General features: G+C 73.6%; 19 protein-coding genes. 10 read left to right on the top strand and 9 right to left on the bottom strand.

The window, feature by feature from the left end:
* Positions 1–6 precede the first annotated feature (6 nt).
* From ACE4Q9_RS02190 to ACE4Q9_RS02175, 4 genes are all read right to left on the bottom strand, one after another.
* Entirely contained in the window at positions 7–2499 is a 2493-nt protein-coding gene (locus ACE4Q9_RS02190; protein WP_397987096.1) for a SpoIIE family protein phosphatase, read from the bottom strand.
* Between the two features lie 97 nt (positions 2500–2596).
* Complete coding sequence (locus tag ACE4Q9_RS02185; protein ID WP_397987095.1) at positions 2597–2965, bottom strand: hypothetical protein; 369 nt, start codon at positions 2963–2965, stop codon at positions 2597–2599.
* 348 nt (positions 2966–3313) lie between these two features.
* Positions 3314–4231, bottom strand: coding sequence for a MurR/RpiR family transcriptional regulator (locus ACE4Q9_RS02180; protein ID WP_397982478.1), 918 nt, complete (start codon positions 4229–4231; stop codon positions 3314–3316).
* Positions 4232–4352: 121 nt separating this feature from the next.
* Positions 4353–5036 (bottom strand): nucleoside/nucleotide kinase family protein, encoded by a 684-nt coding sequence (locus ACE4Q9_RS02175; RefSeq protein WP_397982477.1) that lies wholly within the window; start codon positions 5034–5036, stop codon positions 4353–4355.
* An 85-nt stretch (positions 5037–5121) separates the two neighbouring features.
* On the opposite strand from ACE4Q9_RS02175, the gene ACE4Q9_RS02170 reads away from it, so the two are divergent.
* Positions 5122–5862: an HAD family hydrolase gene (locus ACE4Q9_RS02170; protein WP_397982476.1), complete on the top strand. Its 741-nt coding sequence runs from the start codon at positions 5122–5124 to the stop codon at positions 5860–5862.
* Complete coding sequence (locus ACE4Q9_RS02165) at positions 5859–8216, top strand: glycoside hydrolase family 65 protein (protein ID WP_397982475.1); 2358 nt, start codon at positions 5859–5861, stop codon at positions 8214–8216. The genes ACE4Q9_RS02170 and ACE4Q9_RS02165 overlap by 4 nt, the downstream gene beginning before the upstream one ends.
* A gap of 49 nt (positions 8217–8265) precedes the next feature.
* Here the strand turns inward: ACE4Q9_RS02165 and ACE4Q9_RS02160 are convergent, their stop codons facing one another.
* Both ACE4Q9_RS02160 and ACE4Q9_RS02155 read right to left on the bottom strand, forming a co-directional pair.
* Entirely contained in the window at positions 8266–9153 is an 888-nt protein-coding gene (locus ACE4Q9_RS02160) for a M48 family metalloprotease (protein WP_397982474.1), read from the bottom strand.
* A gap of 88 nt (positions 9154–9241) precedes the next feature.
* Positions 9242–9625, bottom strand: a complete 384-nt coding sequence (locus ACE4Q9_RS02155; RefSeq protein WP_397982473.1) for a BlaI/MecI/CopY family transcriptional regulator — start codon at positions 9623–9625, stop codon at positions 9242–9244.
* 165 nt (positions 9626–9790) lie between these two features.
* On the opposite strand from ACE4Q9_RS02155, the gene ACE4Q9_RS02150 reads away from it, so the two are divergent.
* The 3 genes from ACE4Q9_RS02150 to ACE4Q9_RS02140 all read left to right on the top strand — a co-directional run bounded on the left by ACE4Q9_RS02150 (position 9791) and on the right by ACE4Q9_RS02140 (position 12818).
* Complete coding sequence (locus ACE4Q9_RS02150) at positions 9791–11311, top strand: hypothetical protein (protein WP_397987094.1); 1521 nt, start codon at positions 9791–9793, stop codon at positions 11309–11311.
* 26 nt (positions 11312–11337) lie between these two features.
* Positions 11338–12192: a proteasome subunit beta gene (prcB, locus tag ACE4Q9_RS02145; RefSeq protein WP_397982472.1), complete on the top strand. Its 855-nt coding sequence runs from the start codon at positions 11338–11340 to the stop codon at positions 12190–12192.
* A gap of 161 nt (positions 12193–12353) precedes the next feature.
* Complete coding sequence (locus tag ACE4Q9_RS02140) at positions 12354–12818, top strand: ALF repeat-containing protein (protein ID WP_397982471.1); 465 nt, start codon at positions 12354–12356, stop codon at positions 12816–12818.
* A 135-nt stretch (positions 12819–12953) separates the two neighbouring features.
* Here the strand turns inward: ACE4Q9_RS02140 and ACE4Q9_RS02135 are convergent, their stop codons facing one another.
* Together ACE4Q9_RS02135 and ACE4Q9_RS02130 are read right to left on the bottom strand one after the other, a co-directional pair.
* On the bottom strand, positions 12954–13667 hold the full coding sequence (locus ACE4Q9_RS02135; protein ID WP_397982470.1) for a phosphatase PAP2 family protein: 714 nt from the start codon (positions 13665–13667) through the stop codon (positions 12954–12956).
* A 43-nt stretch (positions 13668–13710) separates the two neighbouring features.
* Positions 13711–14370, bottom strand: coding sequence for a DedA family protein (locus ACE4Q9_RS02130; RefSeq protein WP_397982469.1), 660 nt, complete (start codon positions 14368–14370; stop codon positions 13711–13713).
* Between the two features lie 211 nt (positions 14371–14581).
* Here ACE4Q9_RS02130 and efeU point away from each other — a divergent pair, with 211 nt between their 5' ends.
* The 4 genes from efeU (at position 14582) to ACE4Q9_RS02110 (ending at position 19964) form a co-directional block, all read left to right on the top strand.
* Positions 14582–16705 (top strand): iron uptake transporter permease EfeU, encoded by a 2124-nt coding sequence (efeU, locus tag ACE4Q9_RS02125; protein WP_397982468.1) that lies wholly within the window; start codon positions 14582–14584, stop codon positions 16703–16705.
* 38 nt (positions 16706–16743) lie between these two features.
* Positions 16744–18015 (top strand): iron uptake transporter deferrochelatase/peroxidase subunit, encoded by a 1272-nt coding sequence (gene efeB, locus ACE4Q9_RS02120; RefSeq protein ID WP_397982467.1) that lies wholly within the window; start codon positions 16744–16746, stop codon positions 18013–18015.
* A 217-nt stretch (positions 18016–18232) separates the two neighbouring features.
* Positions 18233–19387 (top strand): HoxN/HupN/NixA family nickel/cobalt transporter, encoded by a 1155-nt coding sequence (locus tag ACE4Q9_RS02115; RefSeq protein WP_397987093.1) that lies wholly within the window; start codon positions 18233–18235, stop codon positions 19385–19387.
* 97 nt (positions 19388–19484) lie between these two features.
* Positions 19485–19964, top strand: coding sequence for a DUF5709 domain-containing protein (locus ACE4Q9_RS02110; protein ID WP_397982466.1), 480 nt, complete (start codon positions 19485–19487; stop codon positions 19962–19964).
* Between the two features lie 123 nt (positions 19965–20087).
* On the opposite strand, the gene ACE4Q9_RS02105 is transcribed toward ACE4Q9_RS02110, so the two are convergent.
* Positions 20088–20294, bottom strand: a complete 207-nt coding sequence (locus ACE4Q9_RS02105; protein WP_037652629.1) for a hypothetical protein — start codon at positions 20292–20294, stop codon at positions 20088–20090.
* 208 nt (positions 20295–20502) lie between these two features.
* On the opposite strand from ACE4Q9_RS02105, the gene ACE4Q9_RS02100 reads away from it, so the two are divergent.
* Positions 20503–22347 carry a glycoside hydrolase family 15 protein gene (locus ACE4Q9_RS02100; RefSeq protein ID WP_397982465.1) on the top strand — a complete coding sequence of 615 codons (1845 nt, stop codon included), beginning with the start codon at positions 20503–20505 and terminating at the stop codon, positions 22345–22347.

Raw genomic sequence — 22347 nt, 5'->3', positions numbered from 1 at the left:
CGCCCCCTATGGGCCCCCGGCCCCCGTGCCCCAGACCCCCTCGCCCCCGATGTCGGCGGCATCGGCGGCGTCGGCCGCCGCCACCGCGTCGACCGCCTCCTCCGTACGGCCCTCCACCCGCGCCGGCATCCGGATGTCGACCACGCACACGTCGTCCCGCCACTCGTCCACCAGCATGGCCGCGAGCAGCGCCTCCAGGGAGCCCGACCCCTCCTCGCCGTGGGCGCGCACCGCCCGCACGAGCCGGTCGAAACCCACGTCCAGGCCCTCGCCGGGCCGCTCGATCAGGCCGTCGGTGTACAGCAGCAGCCGGTCGCCGGGCTCCAGGCGCAACTCCGCCGACTCGTAGTACGGGTCCGCGCTGGCGCCGAGCAACAGGCCGCCGGGGCGGTCGAGATAGCGCACCTCACCGCCGCGCACCAGCAGCGGCGGCGGATGCCCGGCCTGGGCCCAGGCGAGGAGTTGGCGGTCCGGGTCGTAGCGGGCCATGATCATGGTGGCCGTCATCCGGCTGTCACGGGAGTGCAGCAGCAGATGGTTCAGGCGCGCCAGCGCGACGGTGAGCGAGGTGCCGGTGCTGACCATCCCCTTGGCGGTGAACCGGAGTTGGGCCATGGTGGCGACCGCGTCGATGCCGTGCCCGGCCACATCGCCGACCACGAACAGCGCGTCGTAGTCGGGCAGTTCGATGGCGCTGAACCAGTCGCCGCCGACATGGATTCCGGCCTGCGCGGGCAGATAGGCGACCTCGACGCGCAGCCCGGCCAGCAGTACCGGCTTGCTGGGCAGTGGCAGCAGGGCGTGCTGGAGGCGGGCGGCGAGCGCCCGTTCGGCCTGGAGGACCCCGCGCTGCACCGACATGGTGCGCTCGCTCTTGACCAGGGCGAGCTCCGCGCTGCGCTGCGCGGTGAGGTCCTGCACGAAGCCGTGCACCTCGGCGGGGGTGCCGTCCGGCTCGCTGACGGCCTCGGCGACCATCCGCAGGTGCCGTACGCCCTCGGGTGAGCGGACCCGGAACGGCACGTCGAAAGGGCGCCCCCGCTCGACCAGCCCGGCGATCGCCGCCGCCAGCGCGTCCGCGTCCTGCGGCAGCGCCAGCCGCGGCAGCTCCGCCAGCTCCAGCGGCCCCTGTCCGAGGGCGCGCCCCAGGACGGCGTACGCCTGCGCGGACCAGGAGATCTCCCCCGTGAGCAGATTCCAGTTGGCCCAGCCGAGGTTGCCGAGCCGCTGCACATCGGCCAGGCGCTGCTTCTGCCGGTCCAGGGGGCCGTGCCGCAGCCAGGACACCAGCAGCCCCGGGCCCATCGGAGCGGCCCGCACCGAGAAGGTGGCGGTCACGGCCACCCCGTCCACCGTGTCCTGGTAGGCGAACGGCTCGCTTGCGAACGGCACCCCGGTCGCCAGGGTGTCCAGGTAGCCCTGCCACAGCGATTCGCCCGCCACGGACGGATAGCTCTCCAGGACGAGCCGGCCCACCATGTCCCGGCCGCCGCGACCGCACACGTCGACCGCCTGCGGGGTCGCGGCGTCGATCCGGTAGTCCGCCACCTCGCCGGTGGCGGTGCGCAGCGGCGTCAGCAGGACCGCGGCACCCGGCAGCGCGTCGAACACCGCCTGCACGGTCTCCGCGACGCCCGGCACGCCGGGCGCCCCCCGCGCGTGGTCGAAGGCACGCAGCCGCCCCGCGCACAACCGGGCGGCGGCCACCAGCAGCTGGCGCTCGCGCGGCTCGAACGGCCCGCCGCACCGGCGCAGCACCCCGAGGGCGAACCGGGCGGATTCCCCGGCGGGCACGGGCAGCCACACCCGGCTCGGCCACCGCTCGGGTGTGTCCCCGACCAGCAGATGACGGGTGCGGTCGGCGGCCAGGTCCTCCAGCCACAACGGCTCGCCCGCCGCCAAGGCCTCGACCGCGGGCACCCCGGCCAGCGGGGGCACATGCCGCCACCGGGCGGCGTACCGCGGGTCGATCCCGGCATGGCCGGCCAGTTCGAGACCACCCTCGGGCCGCCGCTCGAAGAGGAGCACGACGTCGGCCCGCGCCCCCGGTGCCAGATGGTCCAGAAGGCGTCCGGCCAGTTCGTGCGGGGAACCGACGCGGAGCAGGTCCCGCCCCATCCCGCCGAGCACCTCCGCCATCTCCGGGTCACCGGCGACCGGGGTCGCGCGGGGCGCGGACGCCATGCCGGGCTCGGGTGCCGTCGCGGGGGCCGGGGGCGTGGTGGACGCGGGGGCCGGTCGTTCCGGGAGCGACGGAAGGGAGCCCAGCGTGAGCCAGCACTCCTCCAGCAGGGTGTGCCCGCTGTCCGCGGCGCGCCGGCGCAGTTCCTCGTCGGCGGCGTCCGGGGCGCATCCGGTGAGCGCCATCAGGGCGCCCTTGGCCCGTTCGAGGACCGCCGACGTCGCGGCGAGCTCGCGCAGCTGCTCCAGCTCGGCACGCTGCCGGGCGACGACCCGGGCCAGCGCGGCGCTGTCGGCACCGGTTCCGGGGTCGTCCATCGGGGACACGGACTCGCTCGTCACGCGATGAGCATCGCACATTCGGGGGCGTTCGATCGCTTGTCAGGGGGACCGGGGAACTGCGGCCGAATGCGCGTCAGCGGCGGGCCAGGGCCGTGCTGACCGCACGGACGCTGCGGGCGATGTGCTGGAGTTGCAGCACCTCGGCGGCGTACATCTTGATCGTGTGCTCGATGACGGACTCGGGCAGCCCGAGCATCGGCAGTTCGGCCCGCGCCGTCTGGAGCGCGGTGCGGGCCACCCGCACCTCCTGCTCGACCTGGATCTGCGCGTGCCGGGCGAGCAGCACGGGGTGCCGGATCAGGGCCGGGTAGCTGGCATAGCGCGCGGGGATCAGCTCGCGCAGCCACTTGGCGGCCGAGCGCTCCCAGTCGTACGAACCGGGGGTCTTGACCTGGCAGGGCCAGTCGGGGCTGATGCGCGTGCTGGTCAGGGGCATGGTCACGGGCATGGTCACTTCCGGTCTGCGGCGTCGTGAGGGTGGTCCGACGAGAAGCGGGCGGCCCCGGCCTAGGGGATGACCGGGGCCGCCCCAGGGGTGCGGCACAGGGGCGCCGCACCACCGGACACACCGGGCGCCGTCCGGGTAGGTGACGGCGGTCGGGATGTCCGCGCGGGCGATCCGCCAGCAGAGTATTTATATATACCGAGCAGTTTGCAAGACGCATGAAAACATTCATGCGTGATTTGAGCCGAAAGATCCGGCTACGGGCGCTCGGTGCCCGCAAGATCTTCACGAGTGTGGGGACGCCACCGCAGGACCTTGCGGTCCCCGGCGGCCGGGCGGGGCGGCTCAGTCCCGGACGAAGAACTGGTGCTGGTCGGACACCTGCTCGTACTTCTCCAGCCGCGCCTGCGTCCGCTCCGGATCGGCGTCGGTCATCGCCTGGAGCAGCGCCGCGGCCATCATGTTCGGGGCGGCGTAGGAGTCGAAGACCAGCCGGGAGCCGGTGCCGGTGGCGAAGGTGACGTCGGCCTCGTCCGCCAGCGGTCCGAGCGCGAGGTCGGTGATCAGCGCGACCTTCAGGCCGACGTGGTGCGCCACCCGGACCGCCTCCAGGGTCTCCAGCGAGTGCCGCGGCATGGCGAACGCCAGCACCCAGGCGCCACCGGCCTCGCGCGACTGGAGCAGCGCGTCGTAGGCCACGCTGCCGCCGCGGGTGACCAGCCGGACATCGGGGTGGATACGACGCGCCGCGTACCCGAAGTACTCGGCCAGCGACTCCGCGATGCGCAGGCCGAGCACGGTCAGCGGGGTGGAGCGGGACAGCTCGCGGCCGACGTGGATCACCCGGTCCGGGTCGGCGAAGTCGCGGCGCAGGTTCTCCAGGTTCGCGATCTCCGCGTCCACCGCGGCCTGGAGCTCGTTGGCGCGGTTCGGCTCGCCGGGCCCGCCGGCCAGTGCCTTCAGCGCGATCGACTGGAGCCGCTCACGCAGGGCGGGGTAGCCGCTGAAGCCGACGGCACCGGCGAAGCGGGTCACGGACGGCTGGCTGACCCCGACCCGGTCCGCCAGCTCGGTGATCGACAGGAACGCGGCCTCGGTGATGTGCTCGATCAGGTACTGGGCGATCCGCCGCTGCCCCGGCGACAGACGGGGCCCGTCGAACAGCTCCCGGAGCTGAGAGGTCGGGGCGGCCTCGGCCTCCGGTGCGGTCTTGCCCGAGGTGATCGCTGATGCCTGTGCGCGGGCCTGCTGCGGCGAGGGCACCGGTCCGTCTCCTTTGTCTCCCACGAGCATTCAACATAGCTCACCCAAAGCCGTGACCAGCGGGTTGACCAGCAATCGAGGGAACCGGAACGCGGGTGGGCAGCCGGGGCGGACGGGGCCGCTAACCGGCCCACGGGCACGGCGGCGCCGACGCGTCCGCCGGGACCAGCAGATCCGCCCGCTCCCGCGTCGCCGCCACCAGCTCGGCGTTGCGCTGATCCGTGCCCAGCACCCAGGCGCGCGCCGCCGCCGGCTCCTTGCCGAACTCCATGTGCCGGGCCACCAGTCGGCGGATCCGCTCCTCCTCGGGCAGCTCGCAGTACCAGACCTCGTCCAGGCACGGCCGCACCCGCGCCCACGAACCCTCCTGGAGGAGCAGGTAGTTGCCCTCGGTCACCACGAGGCGCACGGCCGGCGGCACCGGGATCGCACCGGCCAGCGGCTGCTCCAGGACCCGCTCGAAGCCGGGCGCGTACACCACCTCGCCGGTCTCCTCGCGCAGCCGCCGCAGCAGCGCCGCGTACCCGGCCGGGTCGAAGGTGTCCGGCGCGCCCTTGCGGTCCCGGCGGCCCAGCCGGTCGAGTTCGGCGTCGGCCAGGTGGAAGCCGTCCATCGGGACCCGGGCGGCCCACGCGGGCCCGTCGGCGTTCAGGGCGCGCACCAGACGCGCGGCCAGGGTGGACTTGCCCGCGCCGGGGCCGCCCGCGATGCCGAGCAGGGCGCGCCGGCCGCCTCGGGGGAGCGCGCGGGCGCGCGCGAGCAGGTCGTCGAAGGTCAGGGGCGCACGGTCGGAGGTCAAGGGCACACAGACGAGTGTGTCACCCCGGAACCGGAAAAATTGTGGCGTGGGACACTCGATGGAGCGCGGCTCATGGGGAACAGTCCTCGGTATGACTCAGCTCGGTCTGCCCGATGACATCCAGGCGTGCCTGTTCGACCTCGACGGCGTCGTCACCAAGACGGCCGTGGTGCACGCGGCCGCGTGGAAGGAGACGTTCGACGCGTTCCTGCGCTCCCACGAGGGCCCGGACGCGCGGCCGTTCGACGCGGTCGCCGACTACGACGAGTACGTGGACGGCCGCCCGCGCGCCGACGGGGTGCGCGCCTTCCTCGACTCGCGCGGCATCGAGCTGCCGGAGGGCACGCCGGACGACCCGCCGGACGCCCTGACCGTCAACGGCCTCGGCAACCGGAAGAACGAGCTGCTCCTGGAGCGGATCCGCACCGGCGGTGTCGAGGCGTACGAGGGCACCCTGCGCTACCTGGAGGCGGTGCGCGCCGAGGGACTGCGCACCGCGATCGTCTCCTCCAGCGCCAACTGCCGTGACGTGCTGCGGGCCGTGGACGCCGAGCACTTCTTCGACGTCCGCGTCGACGGCGTCGTGGCCGCCGAGCGGAAACTGCCGGGCAAGCCCCACCCGGACACCTTCCTCGCCGCCGCCCATGACCTCGGCGTCGAACCGTCCCGTGCGGCCGTCTTCGAGGACGCGCAGGCCGGCATGGAAGCGGGCCGCGCGGGCGGCTTCGGGTACGTCGTCGGCCTCGACCGGGTCGGCCAGCGCGACGCCCTGTACGCGCACGGCGCGAGCATCGTCGTGGCGGACCTCGCGGAGCTGGGAGGCAAGCGGTGATCACCCAGGGGGCGTACGCCGTCGAGCCGTGGGCGGTCCGCGAGACCTCCCTCGACCTCGACCTGCTCGCGCAGAGCGAGTCCGTGTTCGCGCTGTCCAACGGCCATGTCGGCTGGCGCGGCAACCTGGACGAGGGCGAGCCGCACGGACTGCCCGGCAGCTACCTCAACGGGGTGCACGAGGTGCACCCGCTGCCGTACGCCGAGGCCGGGTACGGCAATCCGGAGTCGGGCCAGACCGTCATCGACATCACCAACGGCAAGATCCTGCGGCTGCTCGTGGACGACGAGCCGTTCGACCTGCGCTACGGCCGCGTCACCGCCCACGAGCGGGTCCTCGACCTGCGCCGCGGGGTGCTGGAGCGCACCTGCGAGTGGACCTCCCCGGCCGGCTCCACCGTGCGGGTCCGCTCCACCCGGCTGGTCTCGCTCACCCAGCGCGCGGTGGCCGCCGTGGCGTACGAGGTGGAGGCCGTCGACGCCCGCAGCCGGGTGGTGATCCAGTCCGAACTGGTCGCCAACGAGAGCCTGCCCGGCTCCGACGGCGACCCGCGCGCCGCGATGGCGCTCCAGTCGCCGCTGGAACAGGAGGACCATCTCGCCGCGGGCAACCGGCTGCGCCTGGTGCACCGCACCCGGCGCAGCGGGCTGCGGGTCGCGGTCGCCGCCGACCATGTCGTCGACGGGCCCGAGCGCACCACCACCCGCAGCGAGAGCGGCACCGATCTGGCCCGGCTGACCGTCACCTCGGTCCTGGAGCCCGGCCAGCGCCTGCGGGTGGAGAAGCTGGTCGCCCACGGCTGGTCCGCGGCCCGTTCGCTGCCCGCGATGGCCGACCAGGTCGACGCCGCGCTCGCCGCCGCCGCCCACGACGGCTGGGCCGGCCTCCTCGCCGACCAGCGGGCCCGCCTGGACGACTTCTGGGCGCGCGCCGACGTCGAGGTCACCGGCGACGAGGAGATCCAACAGGCCGTACGGTTCGCCCTGTTCCACGTCTTCCAGGCAGGGGCCCGCGCGGAGCGGCGCGCGATACCCGCGAAGGGCCTGACCGGCTCCGGCTACGACGGGCACGCCTTCTGGGACACCGAAATGTTCGTGCTGCCATTGCTCACCCACACCGCGCCCGCCGCCGTCGCCGAGGCGCTGCGCTGGCGGCACGGCACCCTGGACGAGGCCCGCGAACGCGCCGCCCAACTCGGGCTTGCCGGGGCCGCGTTCCCCTGGCGGACCATCGCGGGACCGGAGGGCTCGGCGTACTGGCCGGCCGGCACCGCCGCCTTCCATGTGAACGCCGACATCGCCGACGCCGTCGTCCGCTATGTCGATGCCACCGGCGACACCGCCTTCGAGCGCGAGGCCGGGGTCGAACTCCTGGTGGAGACCGCCCGGTTGTGGCGCTCGCTCGGCCACCACGACGCGCACGGCGTCTACCATCTCGACGGCGTCACCGGACCCGACGAGTACAGCGCGGTCGCCGACGACAACACCTACACGAACCTGATGGCCCGTCAGAACCTGCTGGCCGCCGCCGATGCCGTCGAACGCCATCCGCGCGAGGCCGCCCGGCTCGGGGTGGACGAGGAGGAGAGCGCGGCCTGGCGGGACGCGGCCGAGGCGATGCACGTGCCGTACAACACCGAACTCGGGGTGCACGAACAGCACGCGGGGTTCACCCGCTACCAGCGCTGGGACTTCGAGGGCACCCGCGCCGACCAGTACCCGCTGCTGCTGCACTTCCCGTACTTCGACCTCTACCGCAAACAGGTCGTCAAACAGGCCGACCTGGTACTGGCGCTGTACACCTGCGACGCCTGGTTCAGCGAGCGGTACGACGAGGAGCAGATCGCCCGGAACTTCGCCTACTACGAGCCGCTGACGGTGCGCGACTCCTCGCTGTCCGCCTGCTGCCAGGCCGTCGTCGCCGCCCGGACCGGCCATCTCGACCTCGCCTACGACTACACGGCCGAGGCGGCCCTGATGGACCTGCACGACCTGGAGCACAACACCCGCGACGGGCTTCACATCGCCTCGCTCGCCGGTACCTGGATGGCGCTGGTGGCGGGCTTCGGCGGGATGCGCCGCGACGGCGAACGGCTGCGCTTCGCCCCCCGGTTGCCCGAACGGCTCTCCCGGCTCGCCTTCCACGTGCAGTTCCGGGGCCGCAGGCTGCGGGTGGAGATCGACGCGGACAAGACGACGTACGCGCTGCTCGACGGGCCGCCGCTGAGCCTGCGGCACCACGGTGAGGAGGTGACGGTGACCACGAGCGAGCCGGCCATGCGCGCCGTACCCCCGGCCGTCCGCAGGGCGGCGCCGCAGCAGCCGCGGCACCGGGTGCCGAACCAGCGCTCCTGAGGCCCGGCCCGCGGGACGTCCGGGTTCTCACGGGCGGCGCCGGTCCGTCTCAGAGCGGTGCGCCGGTCAGCAGCCGGAGGAGGTCGCCGGTGGCGTCGGCCGCCAGCAGTGGCGGCAGGGTGCTCAGCGCGAGGACGGCGAGCGTGGCGGAGCCCAGGCTCGGCTGCGGGGCGGCCTGGAGGGCGGCGATACGGCGGGTGACGGCGCGGTCGGCGAAGTGCAGCGCGGGCACCTCGCCGCCGCGCTGCGCGGTGAGCGCGGCCCGCGCCAGCGCCAGCGCGGCGGTACGTCGGTCGCCGACCTCGGCCGCCGCCCGCTCGTCGGCCCACCGCTCCACTAGGTAGCCGACGGCCGAACGCACCGGACACAGCAGCGGATCGGCCGCCGCCGCGAGGACGGCCGCCGTCACCAGCACATCGTGCCGGTGGGCGAGATGTGCCCGCTCGTGCGCGAGCAGCACCCGCCGCTCGGCGGGCCCGAGCGCGCCCAGCATCGCCGAGGTGACCAGGATCCGGCCCGGCCGGCCGGGCACCGCGCACGCCCGCGGCACCGCCGAGGCGGCCACGATCAGCTCGGTGTCCGCGGGCTGCCCCGCGCACAGCCGGCGCAGCGCCCGCCGGGTGCGCCACTCGGCCCGTACGGCACGGCGCAGCCGCACGGCGACGACCACCAGCCCCAGACACGCGGTCAGCCCGATCACCACCGGTACCGGATCGGCCGCCCCGCCCTGGTGGCCCCCGCGCGCCTCGGGCGGCACGTCCCCGAGCAGCGCGGCACCGAGCAGCACCAGCGTCCAGACGGTGGCCCCCGCGGTCACCACGGCGGCCGCGGCCAGCACCCGCGCGGCCGCCGCCGGAGCGACGTACCGGCCGGTCAGCGGGCCCGCAGCGGCGAGCAGCAGCGACAGCGCCAGCGGGCTGTACACATCGAATCTCATGCGCGAGACCTCAAGTCGTGGACGTCGTGCGCGGAACCTCGTGTGCCGAACCTCGTGTACCGGCCCCGCGCGGGGGCCGTCCTTTCCCCTACGCGTCGCCCCCGGCGAGCAGTTCGCGCAGCGCCCGCTCCTCCTCGCGGCTCAGACCCGTCACGAACTGCTGGAGCGCGGCGATCGGGTCCGGGCCCCGGTCCAGGGCCTGATGCATGGCCTCGGCGGTCAGCTCCGCCGCGTTCTTCGCCGGACGGTACGCGCCGCGCCGCCCGTCCGCGTCCCTGAGCACCAGCCCCTTGTCGTACAGGCGCTTGAGGATGGTGTGCACCGTGTTGTACGCGAGATCGCCGCCGATCTCGGCCTGGATCTCCGCCGGGGTGAGCGGCCGATCGGTGGCCCAGAGGGCGGCCAGCACCTCGCTCTCCAGCTCCCCGGCGCTGCGCCGTTCCGCCCTGCCACGGGGCCCTGTGCCAGCCATGGTCCAACCTTACAGCGCGTAGTGGCGGCGCCCGGGGGGCCGTACGGCCTTCCCGGACACCGCGGTGAGCGGCGGTTCGCCTGCGCTGCCCGTGCGCTCTGTGATGGGGTGGTCCTTTCGGGTTCCGCCTCGTCCGGGGCCGGATCCGGGGTGAAGGGGAGGATGATGACCGGCAGCGCCGAGACCGTACGCACCGGGACGCGGACCGCCCGCTCCCGGCCACCGTCCGACGGCGCCCAAAAGGCACGTGCCGCCCTCCCGCTCGCGGCCGTCGCCGCGGCCTTCGCCCTGGCCCAACTGCTCCTGGTCCACCCCGGCATGGGCCTCGGCTGGGACGAGGCGGTGTACGTCAGCCAGGTCGGCGGCGGCGCGCCCGCCGCCTACTTCAGCGCACCGCGGGCCCGCGGCATCTCCCTGCTCGTCGCGCCGGTCGCCGCGTGGTCGTCCTCGACGGTCCTGCTGCGCTGCTACCTCGCCGCCCTGTCCGGCCTCGCCCTGTACCTGGCCCTGCGGGCCTGGCGCGGCCTGTTCCCGCCCCGCGTCCTCGCCCTCGGCGCCGCCCTGTTCGCCTCCCTGTGGGTGACCCTCTTCTACGGTCTCCAGGCCATGCCCAACTACTGGGTGGCGGTAGGGGCGTTGGTGACGGTCGGCGCGTACCTGCGCGCGGGCGCGTCCGATGCCGGCCGGGCCGCGCCGTGGGGCGTGGCCGCGGGTGCCGCGCTGATGGGCCTGATGCGGCCCATGGACGCGGTCTGGGTCGTCCTGCCGCTGCTCGCCCTCGGCCTCCGGCACCGGCACTGGCGGCGGACGGCCGCGCTGCTCGCCGGGCTCGCCGCCGGGGTCGCCGAGTGGGTGATCGAGGCGTACGTACGCTACGGCGGGCTGCTCCACCGGCTGTCCGAGGGCTCGGCGATCCAGGGCGGCCTCGGCTGGCACCTCGCCCTCGTGGACCAGCTGCGCAGCCTCGGCGGGCGCACCTTGTGCCGGCCCTGCACCGGCGCGCTGCCCGGCCCGCTCGTCACCTTCTGGTGGTGCGCGCTGCCCCTGCTCGCCGCGCTCGCCCTGCTGTTCGCCTTCCGCGCCGGGCGCCCGGCGGTCACCGCGCTGCCGCTCGCGTGCGCCGCGTCGGCCGCCTTCCCTTATCTGTTCCTGATCGGCTATGCGGCCCCCCGCTTCCTGCTGCCCGCCTACGCCCTGCTCGCCCTGCCCGTCGCCGCCGCGCTGCTCCGCCTGGCGAGCGCCCCGCCCCGGCCCTGGCGCCCGGTGGCCGCCGCGGCGCTCTGCCTGGTGTCCGCCGTCCACCTCGGGACCCAGCTGACCGTCCTGGTGCGCACGGCGGACGTCGCGGCCGCCGGGCACCGCTCCTGGTCGCGCACCGCAGCCACCCTGCACCGCCTCGGCGTGCGCGCCCCCTGCCTGGTCACCGGCGAGGACGCGCTGCCCGTCGCCTTCTACGCCGGCTGCTCCTCGGCCGCGACCTCCGGCCCCAACGCCGACACCACGGCGGACGCCATCGCGCGCACCGCCCGGCGCATCCCGACGGCCACGCTCGTGCCGGCGGGGGCACAACCGCCCGCGTACGCCCGCGACTGGCCCTGGGTCGCGGCCGAAAACCGACGGCTGTACTACACGCCGGGGCACGGGAAAGAGTTTCCGGTGGCGCGGGGGCAGGTAGGACACGGGTGATACCGCGTGTCATGGAGGGGAAGCAGATGACGGGGAACGACACCGCCGGACTGATGGACGAGGCGTTCTTCACGCCGGGAAGCTCGTCCTTCGCCGAGTTCCTGGCCGCCCACCGCCCCCGCCTGCTGCCCACCGCCGCCCCGCTGCCACCCGGCACGCGCGCCGCCCCGGACAGCTTTCCGCACGGCACCACGGTCCTCGCGCTCACCTACGGCGACGGTGTGCTGCTCGCCGGGGACCGCAGGGCCACCATGGGCAACCTGATCGCACAGCGGGACCTGGAGAAGGTCCACCCGGCCGACGACCACACGGCCGTCGCCTTCGCCGGCACCGTCGGACTCGCCCTCGACATGGTGCGGCTCTATCAGGTCGAATTGGCGCACTTCGAGAAGATCGAGGGCATTCCGATGACGCTGGGCGCGAAGGCGACCCGCCTCGCGACCATGATCCGGCAGAACCTCGCCCAGGCCATGCAGGGCCTCGCCGTCGTCCCCCTGCTCGCCGGGTACGACCTCGGCGCGCCCACCGGGGCAGGCGGCCGCATCTTCGCCTACGACGCGGCCGGCGGCCTGTACGAGAAGCGGGAGTTCCACGCCGAGGGCTCCGGCTCGCCGTACGCGCGCGGCGCGCTCAAGAAGCTCTACCGGCCCGGCCTGTCCCGCCGCGAGGCCGCCCTCGCCGCGCTGCACGCGCTGTACGACGCGGCCGACGACGACTCGGCCACCGGCGGCCCCGACCTCAACCGCCGTATCTTCCCGATCCTCGCGTTCATCACCGAGGCCGGCTACGAACGGCTGCCGGAGACCGAGACCGAGGAACTGAGCCGCGAGATGGTGCGCCGGCGCGACAGCCGACCGGACGGCCCGCACGCCGCGCCCTGAACCCTGACGGGGTGTCAGGCGAACGGCAGCGAACCGCGGCCGAACACTGCCGGGCCCCGGCAGTGAAATCCGGGCTGGTCAGGGCCTAGATTCCGCTGTAAGGGGCGCTCGCGCCCCGCACACATCCCGAACTTCTGGATCATCACGGAGAAGGTGCACACGTGAGACCGACCCGCGCCGCCCTGACCGTCGCGGCCACCGCGCTGGTACCCGCCCTGCTGCTCACCGCCCCGGCCTTCGCCGCCGGCGCGCCCGCCGCCGCGACCACGAGCGTGGCGGCGACGACGGAAGGCTCCACCACACCGGTGGACGACATGTCCGACGACGACGTCCGCGTCGCGGTCTTCCGCATCCTCGCCGACGCGCAGAAGAACCAGGACAAGGCCGTCATCCGGGAGGCGAACGCCGCCCTGGACGACGGCTCCGTGGACGCCCTGCGCGCCTTCCTGAAGACCGGCTACCGCCTCGCCCGGGCCGAGGACGACCGGGTCGCGATCCTGCGCATCCTCGCCGACCCGGCCACCGGCGCGGCCCTGCGCACGGCGGCCGAGCGGGCCCTGGACGACGGCACCCCCGAAGCCCTGCGCGCCTTCCTGGAGCACGGGCGCTACGAGGCCGGCGCCTGACGGACCGGGTCCGCGCTCGCGCACGCCGGTCAGGCCGCCGCGGGCCAGGACCGGCCAGGTGACGGCGGCCGGTAGGGCGCGCGGGCGGGCGCGTTCGGGCCGGGGGCTGGCTTGTGAAGCTTCCCTGGCATCTCCCTAGGGCGCGTCCGTCTCAGAGCCCGGGCCGGAATCGAGGGGCGGAGCGTGGGGTCGGAGGGCGGCGGGCAGCCATCGGTCGGCCGCCGTGAGCAGCAGGGCGAGCCAGCCCGCCGCGAACAGCCAGCCGCCCAGCACATCGGTGCACCAGTGCACCCCGAGGAAGATCCGGGTCAGGCCGACCCCCGCACCCCAGCAGGCGGCCAGCAGCGCCAGCGGGCCACGGCCGCGCGGGGAGCGCAGCCACAGCGCCGTGATCAGCAGCCCGGCCGTCAGGGCCGAGGTGGTGGTGTGCCCGGAGGGGTACGACCAGCCGGAGGCGAGCGTCTGCCAGTCCTGGTACGGCGGCCGGGGCCGGCCGACCAGCTCCATCACCCCGTACCGCACGGCCTGGCCGAGGCCCAGGCAGAGCAGGCCCAGCAGGGCGGCGGCCCCCCGCTGCCGGGTCGTACGGCCCGCGATCAGTCCGGCCGCGACCACCAGCGCGTACGGCACCGCCCCCGTGCCCGTGCCGGTCACTCCCCGTGCCACGGCGACCGCGACCGGCGGCCGGTGCCCGAGCGACCACGCGTGCAGGGCGCGATCCGGCGGGAGCGGGGCGCCGTGCCGCGCGACCACGATCAGGGTCAGCGCCGCGAACGCGGACCAGGCGCAGACACCGACGCCGGCGACGAGCGCGCCCCCGCGGCGGCTCACGACGCCGGCGGCGGCCACGCCCGGAACGCTCCCGTCGCCATGGACAATCGCGCCGGACCCGTCACGGCGTCTCCTTCGCCGCCCGGCGGGCGCGCAGCGCCTCCGCCGCGAGCGGGCTCAGCGAGACCAGGACGATCAGGGCGATCACCGGCAGCAGGTATTTGTCGACGTTCGGGATCGACGACCCCAGCGCGTACCCGCCCAGCGTGAGGCCGAGGCTCCAGACCAGGCCGCCGAGCACCTGCCACAGGGCGAAGGTGCGGGCCGGCACGCCGAGCGCGCCCGCCATCGGGTTCAGCACCGTCCGCACCACCGGCACGAAGCGGGCCAGCACGATCGCCTTCGCGTGGCCGTACCGGTCCAGCAGCTCCTGTGCGCGGCGCGCGCCCTCGCGCAGTTTGGCCGAGCGGGTGCGGGCCAGCAGCGCTCCACCCGCCTTGCGGCCGATCAGGAACCCGCACTGGGAGCCCGCCAGCGCGCCGAGCGCCGCCGCGACCAGGAGCGGGCCGAGCGAGAGGTGCAGCCCGCGGTCGGCCGCGCCGGTGCACAGCAGGCCCGCCGTGAACAGCAGCGAGTCGCCCGGCAGGAAGAACCCGATCAGCAGACCCGTCTCCGCGAACAGCACCACGCCGACGCCGAACACGCCGAAGGCGGCCAGCAGCGAGTGGGCGTCGAGCACATTGACCGCGAGCTGCGCTGCCAGTTGCGGGGGAGTGGCCACGGCCGCACGCCCTTTCCTTCGACTTGCCTCGACAACATGTGACTACACATTTGTAGACGGTCGCCGGGTGTTCCGGCGAACCCGGCCAGGGGTCGCTTCCCGGACTTTGCCCCCCGATTGCCCGTTCGTGACCGGTTGCGTACGAAGGTGTGGTCATCATGGTCGCGAAGGTAAGGCATGCCTTCGCTAATTTCCGGGAGGGTCGCAGGGCATGTGGGACGACGCGTTTCCGAGTTTCCTGATCGGATTGCGGGAGGGGCTCGAAGCGGGACTCATCGTCTCCATCCTGGTCGCGACCCTGGTCCGCGCCGAGGCGCGCTCCCGGCTGCCGCAGGTGTGGACGGGTGTGCTGGCCGCGATCGCCGTCGCGATGAGCTTCGGCGCGGTCCTCACCTTCACGGCCGCGTCCATGCCGGGGACCGCCCAGGAGGCGTTCGGCGGCGTCCTCAGCGTGATCGCCGTCGCGTTCGTCACCGCCATGGTGTTCTGGATGCGCCGCTCGGCCCGCAATCTCTCCAGCGAGCTGAAGCAGAAGGTCACCGGCGCCCTCGCCATGGGCTCCGGCATGCTGGTCCTCACCTCCTTCCTGGCCGTCGGCCGTGAGGGCCTGGAGACCGCGCTGTTCCTGTGGACCACCGCCCAGGCGGCCGGCGAGTCCGCGGGCCCGCTGACCGGCGCCGCCATCGGCCTCGTCCTCGCGGCGGGGCTGTGCTGGGGCCTGTACCGCAGGGTCCTGAAGATCAACCTGACGAAGTTCTTCACCGCGACCGGCGCCGTCCTGATCGTCATCGCCGCGGGCGTCCTCGGTTACGGCCTGCGCGACCTTCAGGAGGGCGGCGTGCTGCCCGGCAAGACGGCCTACGCCGTCGACCTCGCCGGCAGCATCGACGCCGGCTCCTGGTACAGCACCCTGGTCCAGGGCGTCTTCAACCTGATGCCCACCATGACCTGGCTCCAGGTCGTCGCCTACGTCGGCTACCTCGCCGTGGTGATGACCCTGTTCGTGCGCGGCGTGCGCGTCAGCGCTCCCAAGCCCGCGCCCGCACCCAAGGCCGAATCCGCGCCGAAGGCCGAATCCGCTTCCCAGGCGGAGCCCGCGCCCAAGACGGAGCCTGCTTCTGACGCCGCGCCCGAGGCCGCGCCCGCACCCGAGCCCGCGCCGAAGCCCGCGGCCCGGCGCCGCCCGGTCTGGGTGGTCCCGGCCGCCGTGGTCGCCGTACCCGCCGTCGTCGCCGGACTCTTCGTCGCCCTCGGCCGTCCCAAGCCCGCGGGCGACCAGACCGTCGCCGTCTCCGAGACGGACTGCGGCAAGGGCTTCACGGCGCCCAAGCCCGGCCGGCAGACCTTCCAGATGCACAACACCGGCCGCCAGGCCTCCGAGGTCTACCTGGTCGACCCGTCCACCAACGCGGTCTACGGCGAGATCGAGGGCCTCGCCCCCGGCACCACCCGTGACCTCGTCGCCACCGTCGCCGGCGGCACCTACGCCTGGCGCTGCGTCCCGGCGAGCGGCAAGGCCGTCACCTCCAAGGCGGTCACCGTCACCGGCGGCGGCGCGGCCAAGCCGGTCGCCCCCGTCTCCGAACAGGACCTCGCCGCGCCGCTGAAGTCGTACAAGACGTACGTCGGCAAGGGCCTGGACACCCTCGTCGGCCAGACCCGCACCCTCCAGCACGACATCGAGGGCGGCCACCTGGACACGGCGCGCGCCGACTGGCTCACCGCCCACCGCACCTACGCCTCCCTCGGTGCCGCCTACGGCACCTTCGAGGACTTCGACCAGAAGATCGACGGTCGCGCCGACGGCCTGCCCGGCGGCGAGCACGACAAGGACTTCAGCGGCTTCCTCCGCCTGGAGTACGGCCTGTGGCACGGCCAGTCGGCCAAGGAGCTGACCGGGCCCGCCCGGCAGCTCAGCACGGACGTGGCCGGGCTGCGCAAGGCCTTCCCGAGCCAGGACTTCGACCCCGCCGACCTGCCGCTGCGCGCCCACGAGATCCTGGAGAACACCCTCCAGTTCGAGCTGACCGGCGACACCGACGAGGGCAGCGGCACCAACCTCGCCACCGCCGACGCCAACCTGGCCGGCACCCGCGAACTGCTCACCGTCCTTACGCCGCTGCTCACCCACCGCGCCCCCAAGGTGCTGCCCACCGTGGACACCGACATCGACCGGGTGCAGAAGCTGCTGGACGCGGCCCACGACGGCGGCCACTGGACCCCGGTCGAGAAGCTCTCCACCACCGACCGCCAGCGCCTCGACGGGGCGACCGGGCAGCTCCTGGAGGACCTCGCCCCGATCCCGGACCTGCTGGAGATCCGGAAGTCCGCCTGATGACCACCGCGCACCCGCACCCCGAAGGGAACCCGCCCATGTCCACCGCCGACACGCCGTCCTGCCCCGTCGGCCCCGCCCGCCGCTCCTTCGTGCGCGGCGCGCTGGGCGCCGGTGCCGCCGGAGCGGTCCTGGCCGGCGGCGGCTTCGCGCTCGCCGAGAGCGGCGGCACCGCCCAGGCGGGGCCGAGCGGTCCGGACGCCGGTGCGAAGGTGCCCTTCCACGGCGCCCACCAGGCCGGGATCATCACCCCGCAGCCGGCGGCCGCCGCGTTCGTCTCCTTCGACGTCATAGCCGACGACCGGAAGGGACTCGCCGACCTGCTGAAGACCATCACCGAGCGGGCCCGCTTCCTCACCTCCGGCGGCGCCCCCGCCGACCTCGGCGTCGGCGCCCCGCCCGCCGACAACGGCATCCTCGGCCCCGAGGTCCCCGCGGACGGCCTCACCCTCACCCTCGGCGTCGGCTCCTCCCTCTTCGACGACCGCTACGGCCTCGCCAAGGCCAGGCCCGCCCGGCTCGTCCCCATGCGGACCTTCCCGAACGACAACCTGAACCCGGCCGAGTGCCACGGCGACCTCTCCCTCCAGATCTGCGCCCAGAGCCGGGACACCGTGCTGCACGCGCTGCGCGACATCGCCCGGCACACCCGCGGCGCGATGCAGGTCAAGTGGCGCATCGACGGCTTCCAGAACGCGCCCCGGCCCACCGGCGCGCAGCGCAATCTGCTCGGCTTCAAGGACGGCATCGCCAACCCGGACGTCAACTCCGCGCGCGAGACGGACAAGCTGATCTGGGTCGGCGCCGGGCAGGGCGAGCCCGCCTGGGCGGCCGGCGGCAGCTACCAGGTCATCCGGATCATCCGGATGCTGGTCGAGTTCTGGGACCGGGTCTCGCTCACCGAGCAGGAGAAGATGTTCGGCCGCCGCAAGGACACCGGCGCCCCGCTGGACGGCGCCAAGGAGACCGACTCCCCGAACTACGCCAAGGACCCGCACGGCAACGCGATCCCGCTGGACGCCCACATCCGGCTCGCCAACCCGCGCACCGCCGCGTCGGACAGCTCCCGCATCCTGCGCCGCGGCTACAACTACGACCGGGGCGCGGACAACGTCGGCAACCTCGACATGGGCCTCGTCTTCTGCTGCTACCAGCAGGACGTCAAGCGCCAGTTCGAGGCCGTGCAGACCCGGCTGATCGACGAACCCCTGGTGGACTACATCTCCCCGACCGGCGGCGGCTACTTCTTCGCCCTGCCCGGCGTCCGGAACACCGGGGACTGGCTGGGCCGGGGCATGTTCTCCGCCTGACCGGACCGGCTCCCCCGCGCCGCTCCCCGTCCGGGGAGCGGCCTTTTCCGTCCCAGGTCCCTTTCCTTCCCGGGTCCTTTTCCTTCCCGTGGTCTTTTCCTGACCATGGGAAAGGCCTGCCGCCGCCTTTACTGCACATGAGTTGCAGGTACGGGATGATGGCACAAGGCTGTGCTGTGCAGCCGCACTCCGTACGACGTTAGGAATGACCCTCCCGATGACGGCCGCCCCTGGTTCCGCTCCGCCCCTCCCCGCCCGGGCCGACGCCGCGAGGCCGTCGCCCTGGCAACGCGTGCGCCGCTCCATGACGCGCCAGGAGTGGATCAGGGTCGGCTCGATGGCCGCCTTCGTGCTGGCCCTGCACGTCATCGGCTGGGGCACCCTGGTCGGCGTCATCGCGCCCCAGCACTTCAGCGTCGGCACCGAGTCCTTCGGCATCGGCATCGGCGTGACCGCCTACACCCTGGGCATGCGGCACGCCTTCGACGCCGACCACATCGCGGCCATCGACAACACCACCCGCAAGCTGATGGGCTCCGGGCAGCGCCCGCTCTCCGTCGGCTTCTGGTTCTCCCTCGGCCACTCCAGCATCGTCTTCGGCCTCGCCCTGCTGCTCTCCCTCGGCATGAAGACCCTGGCCGGACCGGTCCGCGACGACAACTCGCACCTGCACCAGGTCACCAGTCTCATCGGTACGACCGTCTCCGGCGCCTTCCTGTACCTCATCGCCGCGATCAACCTCGTCATCCTGGCCGGCATCTGGAAGGTCTTCCGCAAGATGCGCACCGGCCACTACGACGAGGCCGCCCTGGAGGCCCAGCTCGACAACCGGGGCTTCATGAACCGGCTGCTCGGGCGGGTCACCAACTCGATCAGCAAGCCCTGGCAGATGTACCCGCTGGGCCTGCTGTTCGGGCTCGGCTTCGACACCGCGACCGAGATCGCCCTGCTGGTCCTCGCCGGCTCCGGCGCCGCCTCCGGCCTGCCCTGGTACGCCATCCTGACCCTGCCGGTGCTCTTCGCGGCCGGGATGTCGCTGCTGGACACCATCGACGGCTCGTTCATGAACTTCGCCTACGGCTGGGCGTTCTCCAAGCCGGTCCGCAAGGTCTACTACAACCTCACCATCACCGGCCTGTCCGTCGCCGTCGCCCTCATCATCGGCTCGGTCGAACTCCTCGGCCTCCTCGCCGACAAGATGGACCTGCACGGCTTCTTCTGGGACTGGGTCGCCGGGCTCGACCTCAACACGGTCGGCTTCGTCATCGTGGGCCTGTTCTTCGCCACCTGGGCGCTCGCGCTGCTGGTGTGGAAGGCGGGCCGCATCGAGGAGAAGTGGACCTCGCACCTGGCCGAGCAGTCCGCCGACTGACGCGGTCGCGCCGGCCGATCCGGTTTTCGCGGGGTTGATCCCCCGGCTGCGGGAAACGCGGACCGGGACCGCCGCGCGAGCACGGAAGGAGCCGACGATGAGCGACGCGCAGACCCCCATGGGGGACGACGCCTACCAGCCCACCGGGACCAACGAGGAGCAGGAGGACGCCGCGCCCCTGGACCCGCAGGACACGATCGGCGAACGCTCGTACGACGACATGCTGGACGAGGGCTACTCGCCGCCGGAACGCCCGCTCGGCGTCACCAAGTACGGGACGACCGCCGCCGAGCAGCGCGCGGGCGAGAGCCTGGACCAGCGGCTCGGCCAGGAGGTCCCCGACACGGAGGTGCCGGCCGGCGACGGCATCGGCGACCTGCCCGGCGGCGCGGGTGAACCGGTCGACCCCGAGGCGGGCGAGACCCGCGCGGGCCGCCTGCTGGCCCCCGACGAGGGCACCCGCTCCGACACGACCAAGGAAGAGGTCGCCGAGGACGTGGGCATCGACGGAGGAGCGGCGGGCGCGGAGGAGGCCGCGGTGCACGTCGTACCGGACGAGACCGAACTGCCTGAGTGACGCGGGCGTGCCCGCCCGGCAAGCCAGCGCCGGACCGCCCGCGGGGACGGCACTGCGCCCTTGAGCGGTACGCGGGTACCGGCCGAGACTCGAACGCCGCTCGGCCGGTACCCGCCGGAAAAGCTACGGCAGCAGCTTCTCGATCGCCGACGGACCCTCCGTCTCCAGCTTGCGGCGCGCCCAGTCGAGCGTCTTCGGGGTGACGTCCCTGCCTGCCGCCATCACCAGGTCCTCCGGGGTGACGTCCTGCTGGGGAGCCGAGTGGAGCAGGGAGTCCGGGGTGCAGTGGTCGTCGGGCGACCGGGACCCTCCCGTTGCGGATGTCGACATGTTGCCTCCTCCTCGGTCCGGATGACCGCATCCGTGCCGGTGCCGCCGAACGGGGCACACTCTCACCATTGCCCGCCGCGGCGCACCCTGCATCCGGAAGGCACGCCGGTGACGGGTGACAAGCGCCTGCCCACTCCACCGCGCCGTACTCGCTCCTAAGCTGGAGATATCGCGGACGAGATCGCGCACCCGCACCGGGAGGCCGCCGATGAGCCAGACGCCGTTCCCCGCGGACACCTCCGCCCGCCCCCGCTACCTGCCGATCGCCGAACACGGCCTGATCGGCGACCTGCGCAGCGTCGCCCTGGTCGGCAGCAACGGCACCATCGACTGGTACTGCTCGCCGTCCTTCGACTCGCCCAGCGTCTTCGCGGCCGTCCTGGACGCCGAGCGCGGCGGCTGCTTCGAGCTGGCCGCCGCCGTCCCGGCCCGCACCAAGCAGTTCTACTTCCCCGACACCAACGTGCTGATCACCCGGTTCTTCACCGAGGAGGGCGTCGGCGAGGTGCAGGACTTCATGCCGGTCGCCGCCGACGACCGGCAGTCCGGCGAGGCGGTACGGCACCGGCTGATCCGGCGGGTGGTGTGCGTGCGCGGCAACGTGCCCTTCCGCGCCCTCGTCGCCCCCCGCTTCGACTACGGCGCCGCCCCGCACACCGTCCGCGACGCGGACGGCACCCTGCTGTTCGAATCGCCGGACCTGGCGCTCGCGCTCACCGCGACCGTGGCCGTGGAGTGCGACGGCCGCGACGCGCGCGCCGAGTTCAAGCTCGGCGAGGGCGAGACGGCGGTGTTCGCCCTCGACCAGGCCGGCACCGCCCTCGCCCCGCGCGGCTGCGCCCACGCCGAGGCCGAGCAGGAGTTCAACGCGACCGTCGCCTACTGGCGGCGCTGGCTCCACCAGTCCCGCTACCGGGGCCGCTGGCGCGAGATGGTGCACCGCTCCGCCCTCACCCTCAAGCTGCTCACCTACGCCCCCACCGGCGCCATCGTCGCCGCCCCCACCACCAGCCTGCCCGAGCAGCTCGGCGGCGAGCGCAACTGGGACTACCGGTACGTCTGGGTGCGCGACGCGGCCTTCGCCGTCTACGCGCTGCTGCGGCTCGGCTTCAGCGGCGAGGCCGAGGCGTTCATGCGCTTCCTCACCACCCACATCAGCCCCGGCGACGGCGCCGCCTCCGGCCCGCTCCAGATCATGTACGGCATCGACGGCCGCACCGACCTGCCCGAACGCGAGCTGCCGCACCTGGAGGGCCATCAGGGCTCGGCCCCGGTCCGGGTCGGCAACGCCGCCGCCGACCAGCTCCAGCTCGACATCTACGGCGCCCTGATCGACTCCGTCTACCTCTTCGACAAATGGGCCCAGCCCATCTCCAGCGCGCAGTGGGACGACGTGACCCACCTGGTCGAATGGGTCTGCGCGCACTGGGACCAGCCGGACGAGGGTGTGTGGGAGACCCGCGGCGGGCGCAAGAACTTCCTGTACTCGCGGCTGATGTGCTGGGTCGCGGTGGAGCGCGCCATCCGGCTCGCCAACCGGCGCGGCCTGCCCGCCGAGCTGCTGCGCTGGCGGCAGACCCGCGACGCCATCTACCGGCGGATCATGGACCGCGGCTGGTCGGCGCGGCGCAACGCCTTCGTGCAGCACGAGGACGGCGATGTGCTGGACGCCTCCCTCCTGATGATGCCGCTCGCCAAGTTCATCGCCCCCACCGACCCCAAGTGGCTGTCCACCCTGGACGCCCTCACCGAGGAACTCGTCTCCGACTCGCTGGTCTACCGCTACGACCCGCGGGTCAGCCCCGACGGACTGCGCGGCGACGAGGGCACCTTCTCGATCTGCTCCTTCTGGTACGTCGAGGCGCTGGTGCGGGCCGGCCGGGTGGACGAGGCCCGCCTCGCCTTCGAGAAGATGCTCACCTACGCCAACCATCTCGGCCTGTACGCCGAGGAAATCGGCCGCACCGGCGAGCAACAGGGCAACTTCCCGCAAGCGTTCACCCACCTCTCGCTGATCAGCGCCGCCTTCAACCTCGACCGCGCCCTCGGCTGA

The organism is Streptomyces sp. AM6-12, assembly GCF_044327085.1.
GTDB lineage: Bacteria > Actinomycetota > Actinomycetes > Streptomycetales > Streptomycetaceae > Streptomyces.
The sequence above is the reverse complement of the archived record's forward strand: the minus strand, read 5'-3'. Positions and strand labels throughout refer to the sequence as shown.

Coding starts and splice junctions, on each gene's coding strand:
- ACE4Q9_RS02115 (WP_397987093.1), top strand. CDS start 18,233: ATGACGGCCGCCCCTGGTTCCGCTCCGCCCCTCCCCGCCCGGGCCGAC.
- ACE4Q9_RS02100 (WP_397982465.1), top strand. CDS start 20,503: ATGAGCCAGACGCCGTTCCCCGCGGACACCTCCGCCCGCCCCCGCTAC.
- ACE4Q9_RS02110 (WP_397982466.1), top strand. CDS start 19,485: ATGAGCGACGCGCAGACCCCCATGGGGGACGACGCCTACCAGCCCACC.
- ACE4Q9_RS02190 (WP_397987096.1), bottom strand. CDS start 2,499: ATGGACGACCCCGGAACCGGTGCCGACAGCGCCGCGCTGGCCCGGGTC.
- ACE4Q9_RS02155 (WP_397982473.1), bottom strand. CDS start 9,625: ATGGCTGGCACAGGGCCCCGTGGCAGGGCGGAACGGCGCAGCGCCGGG.
- ACE4Q9_RS02105 (WP_037652629.1), bottom strand. CDS start 20,294: ATGTCGACATCCGCAACGGGAGGGTCCCGGTCGCCCGACGACCACTGC.
- ACE4Q9_RS02170 (WP_397982476.1), top strand. CDS start 5,122: ATGACTCAGCTCGGTCTGCCCGATGACATCCAGGCGTGCCTGTTCGAC.
- prcB (WP_397982472.1), top strand. CDS start 11,338: ATGACGGGGAACGACACCGCCGGACTGATGGACGAGGCGTTCTTCACG.
- ACE4Q9_RS02160 (WP_397982474.1), bottom strand. CDS start 9,153: ATGAGATTCGATGTGTACAGCCCGCTGGCGCTGTCGCTGCTGCTCGCC.
- efeU (WP_397982468.1), top strand. CDS start 14,582: ATGTGGGACGACGCGTTTCCGAGTTTCCTGATCGGATTGCGGGAGGGG.
- ACE4Q9_RS02150 (WP_397987094.1), top strand. CDS start 9,791: ATGACCGGCAGCGCCGAGACCGTACGCACCGGGACGCGGACCGCCCGC.
- efeB (WP_397982467.1), top strand. CDS start 16,744: ATGTCCACCGCCGACACGCCGTCCTGCCCCGTCGGCCCCGCCCGCCGC.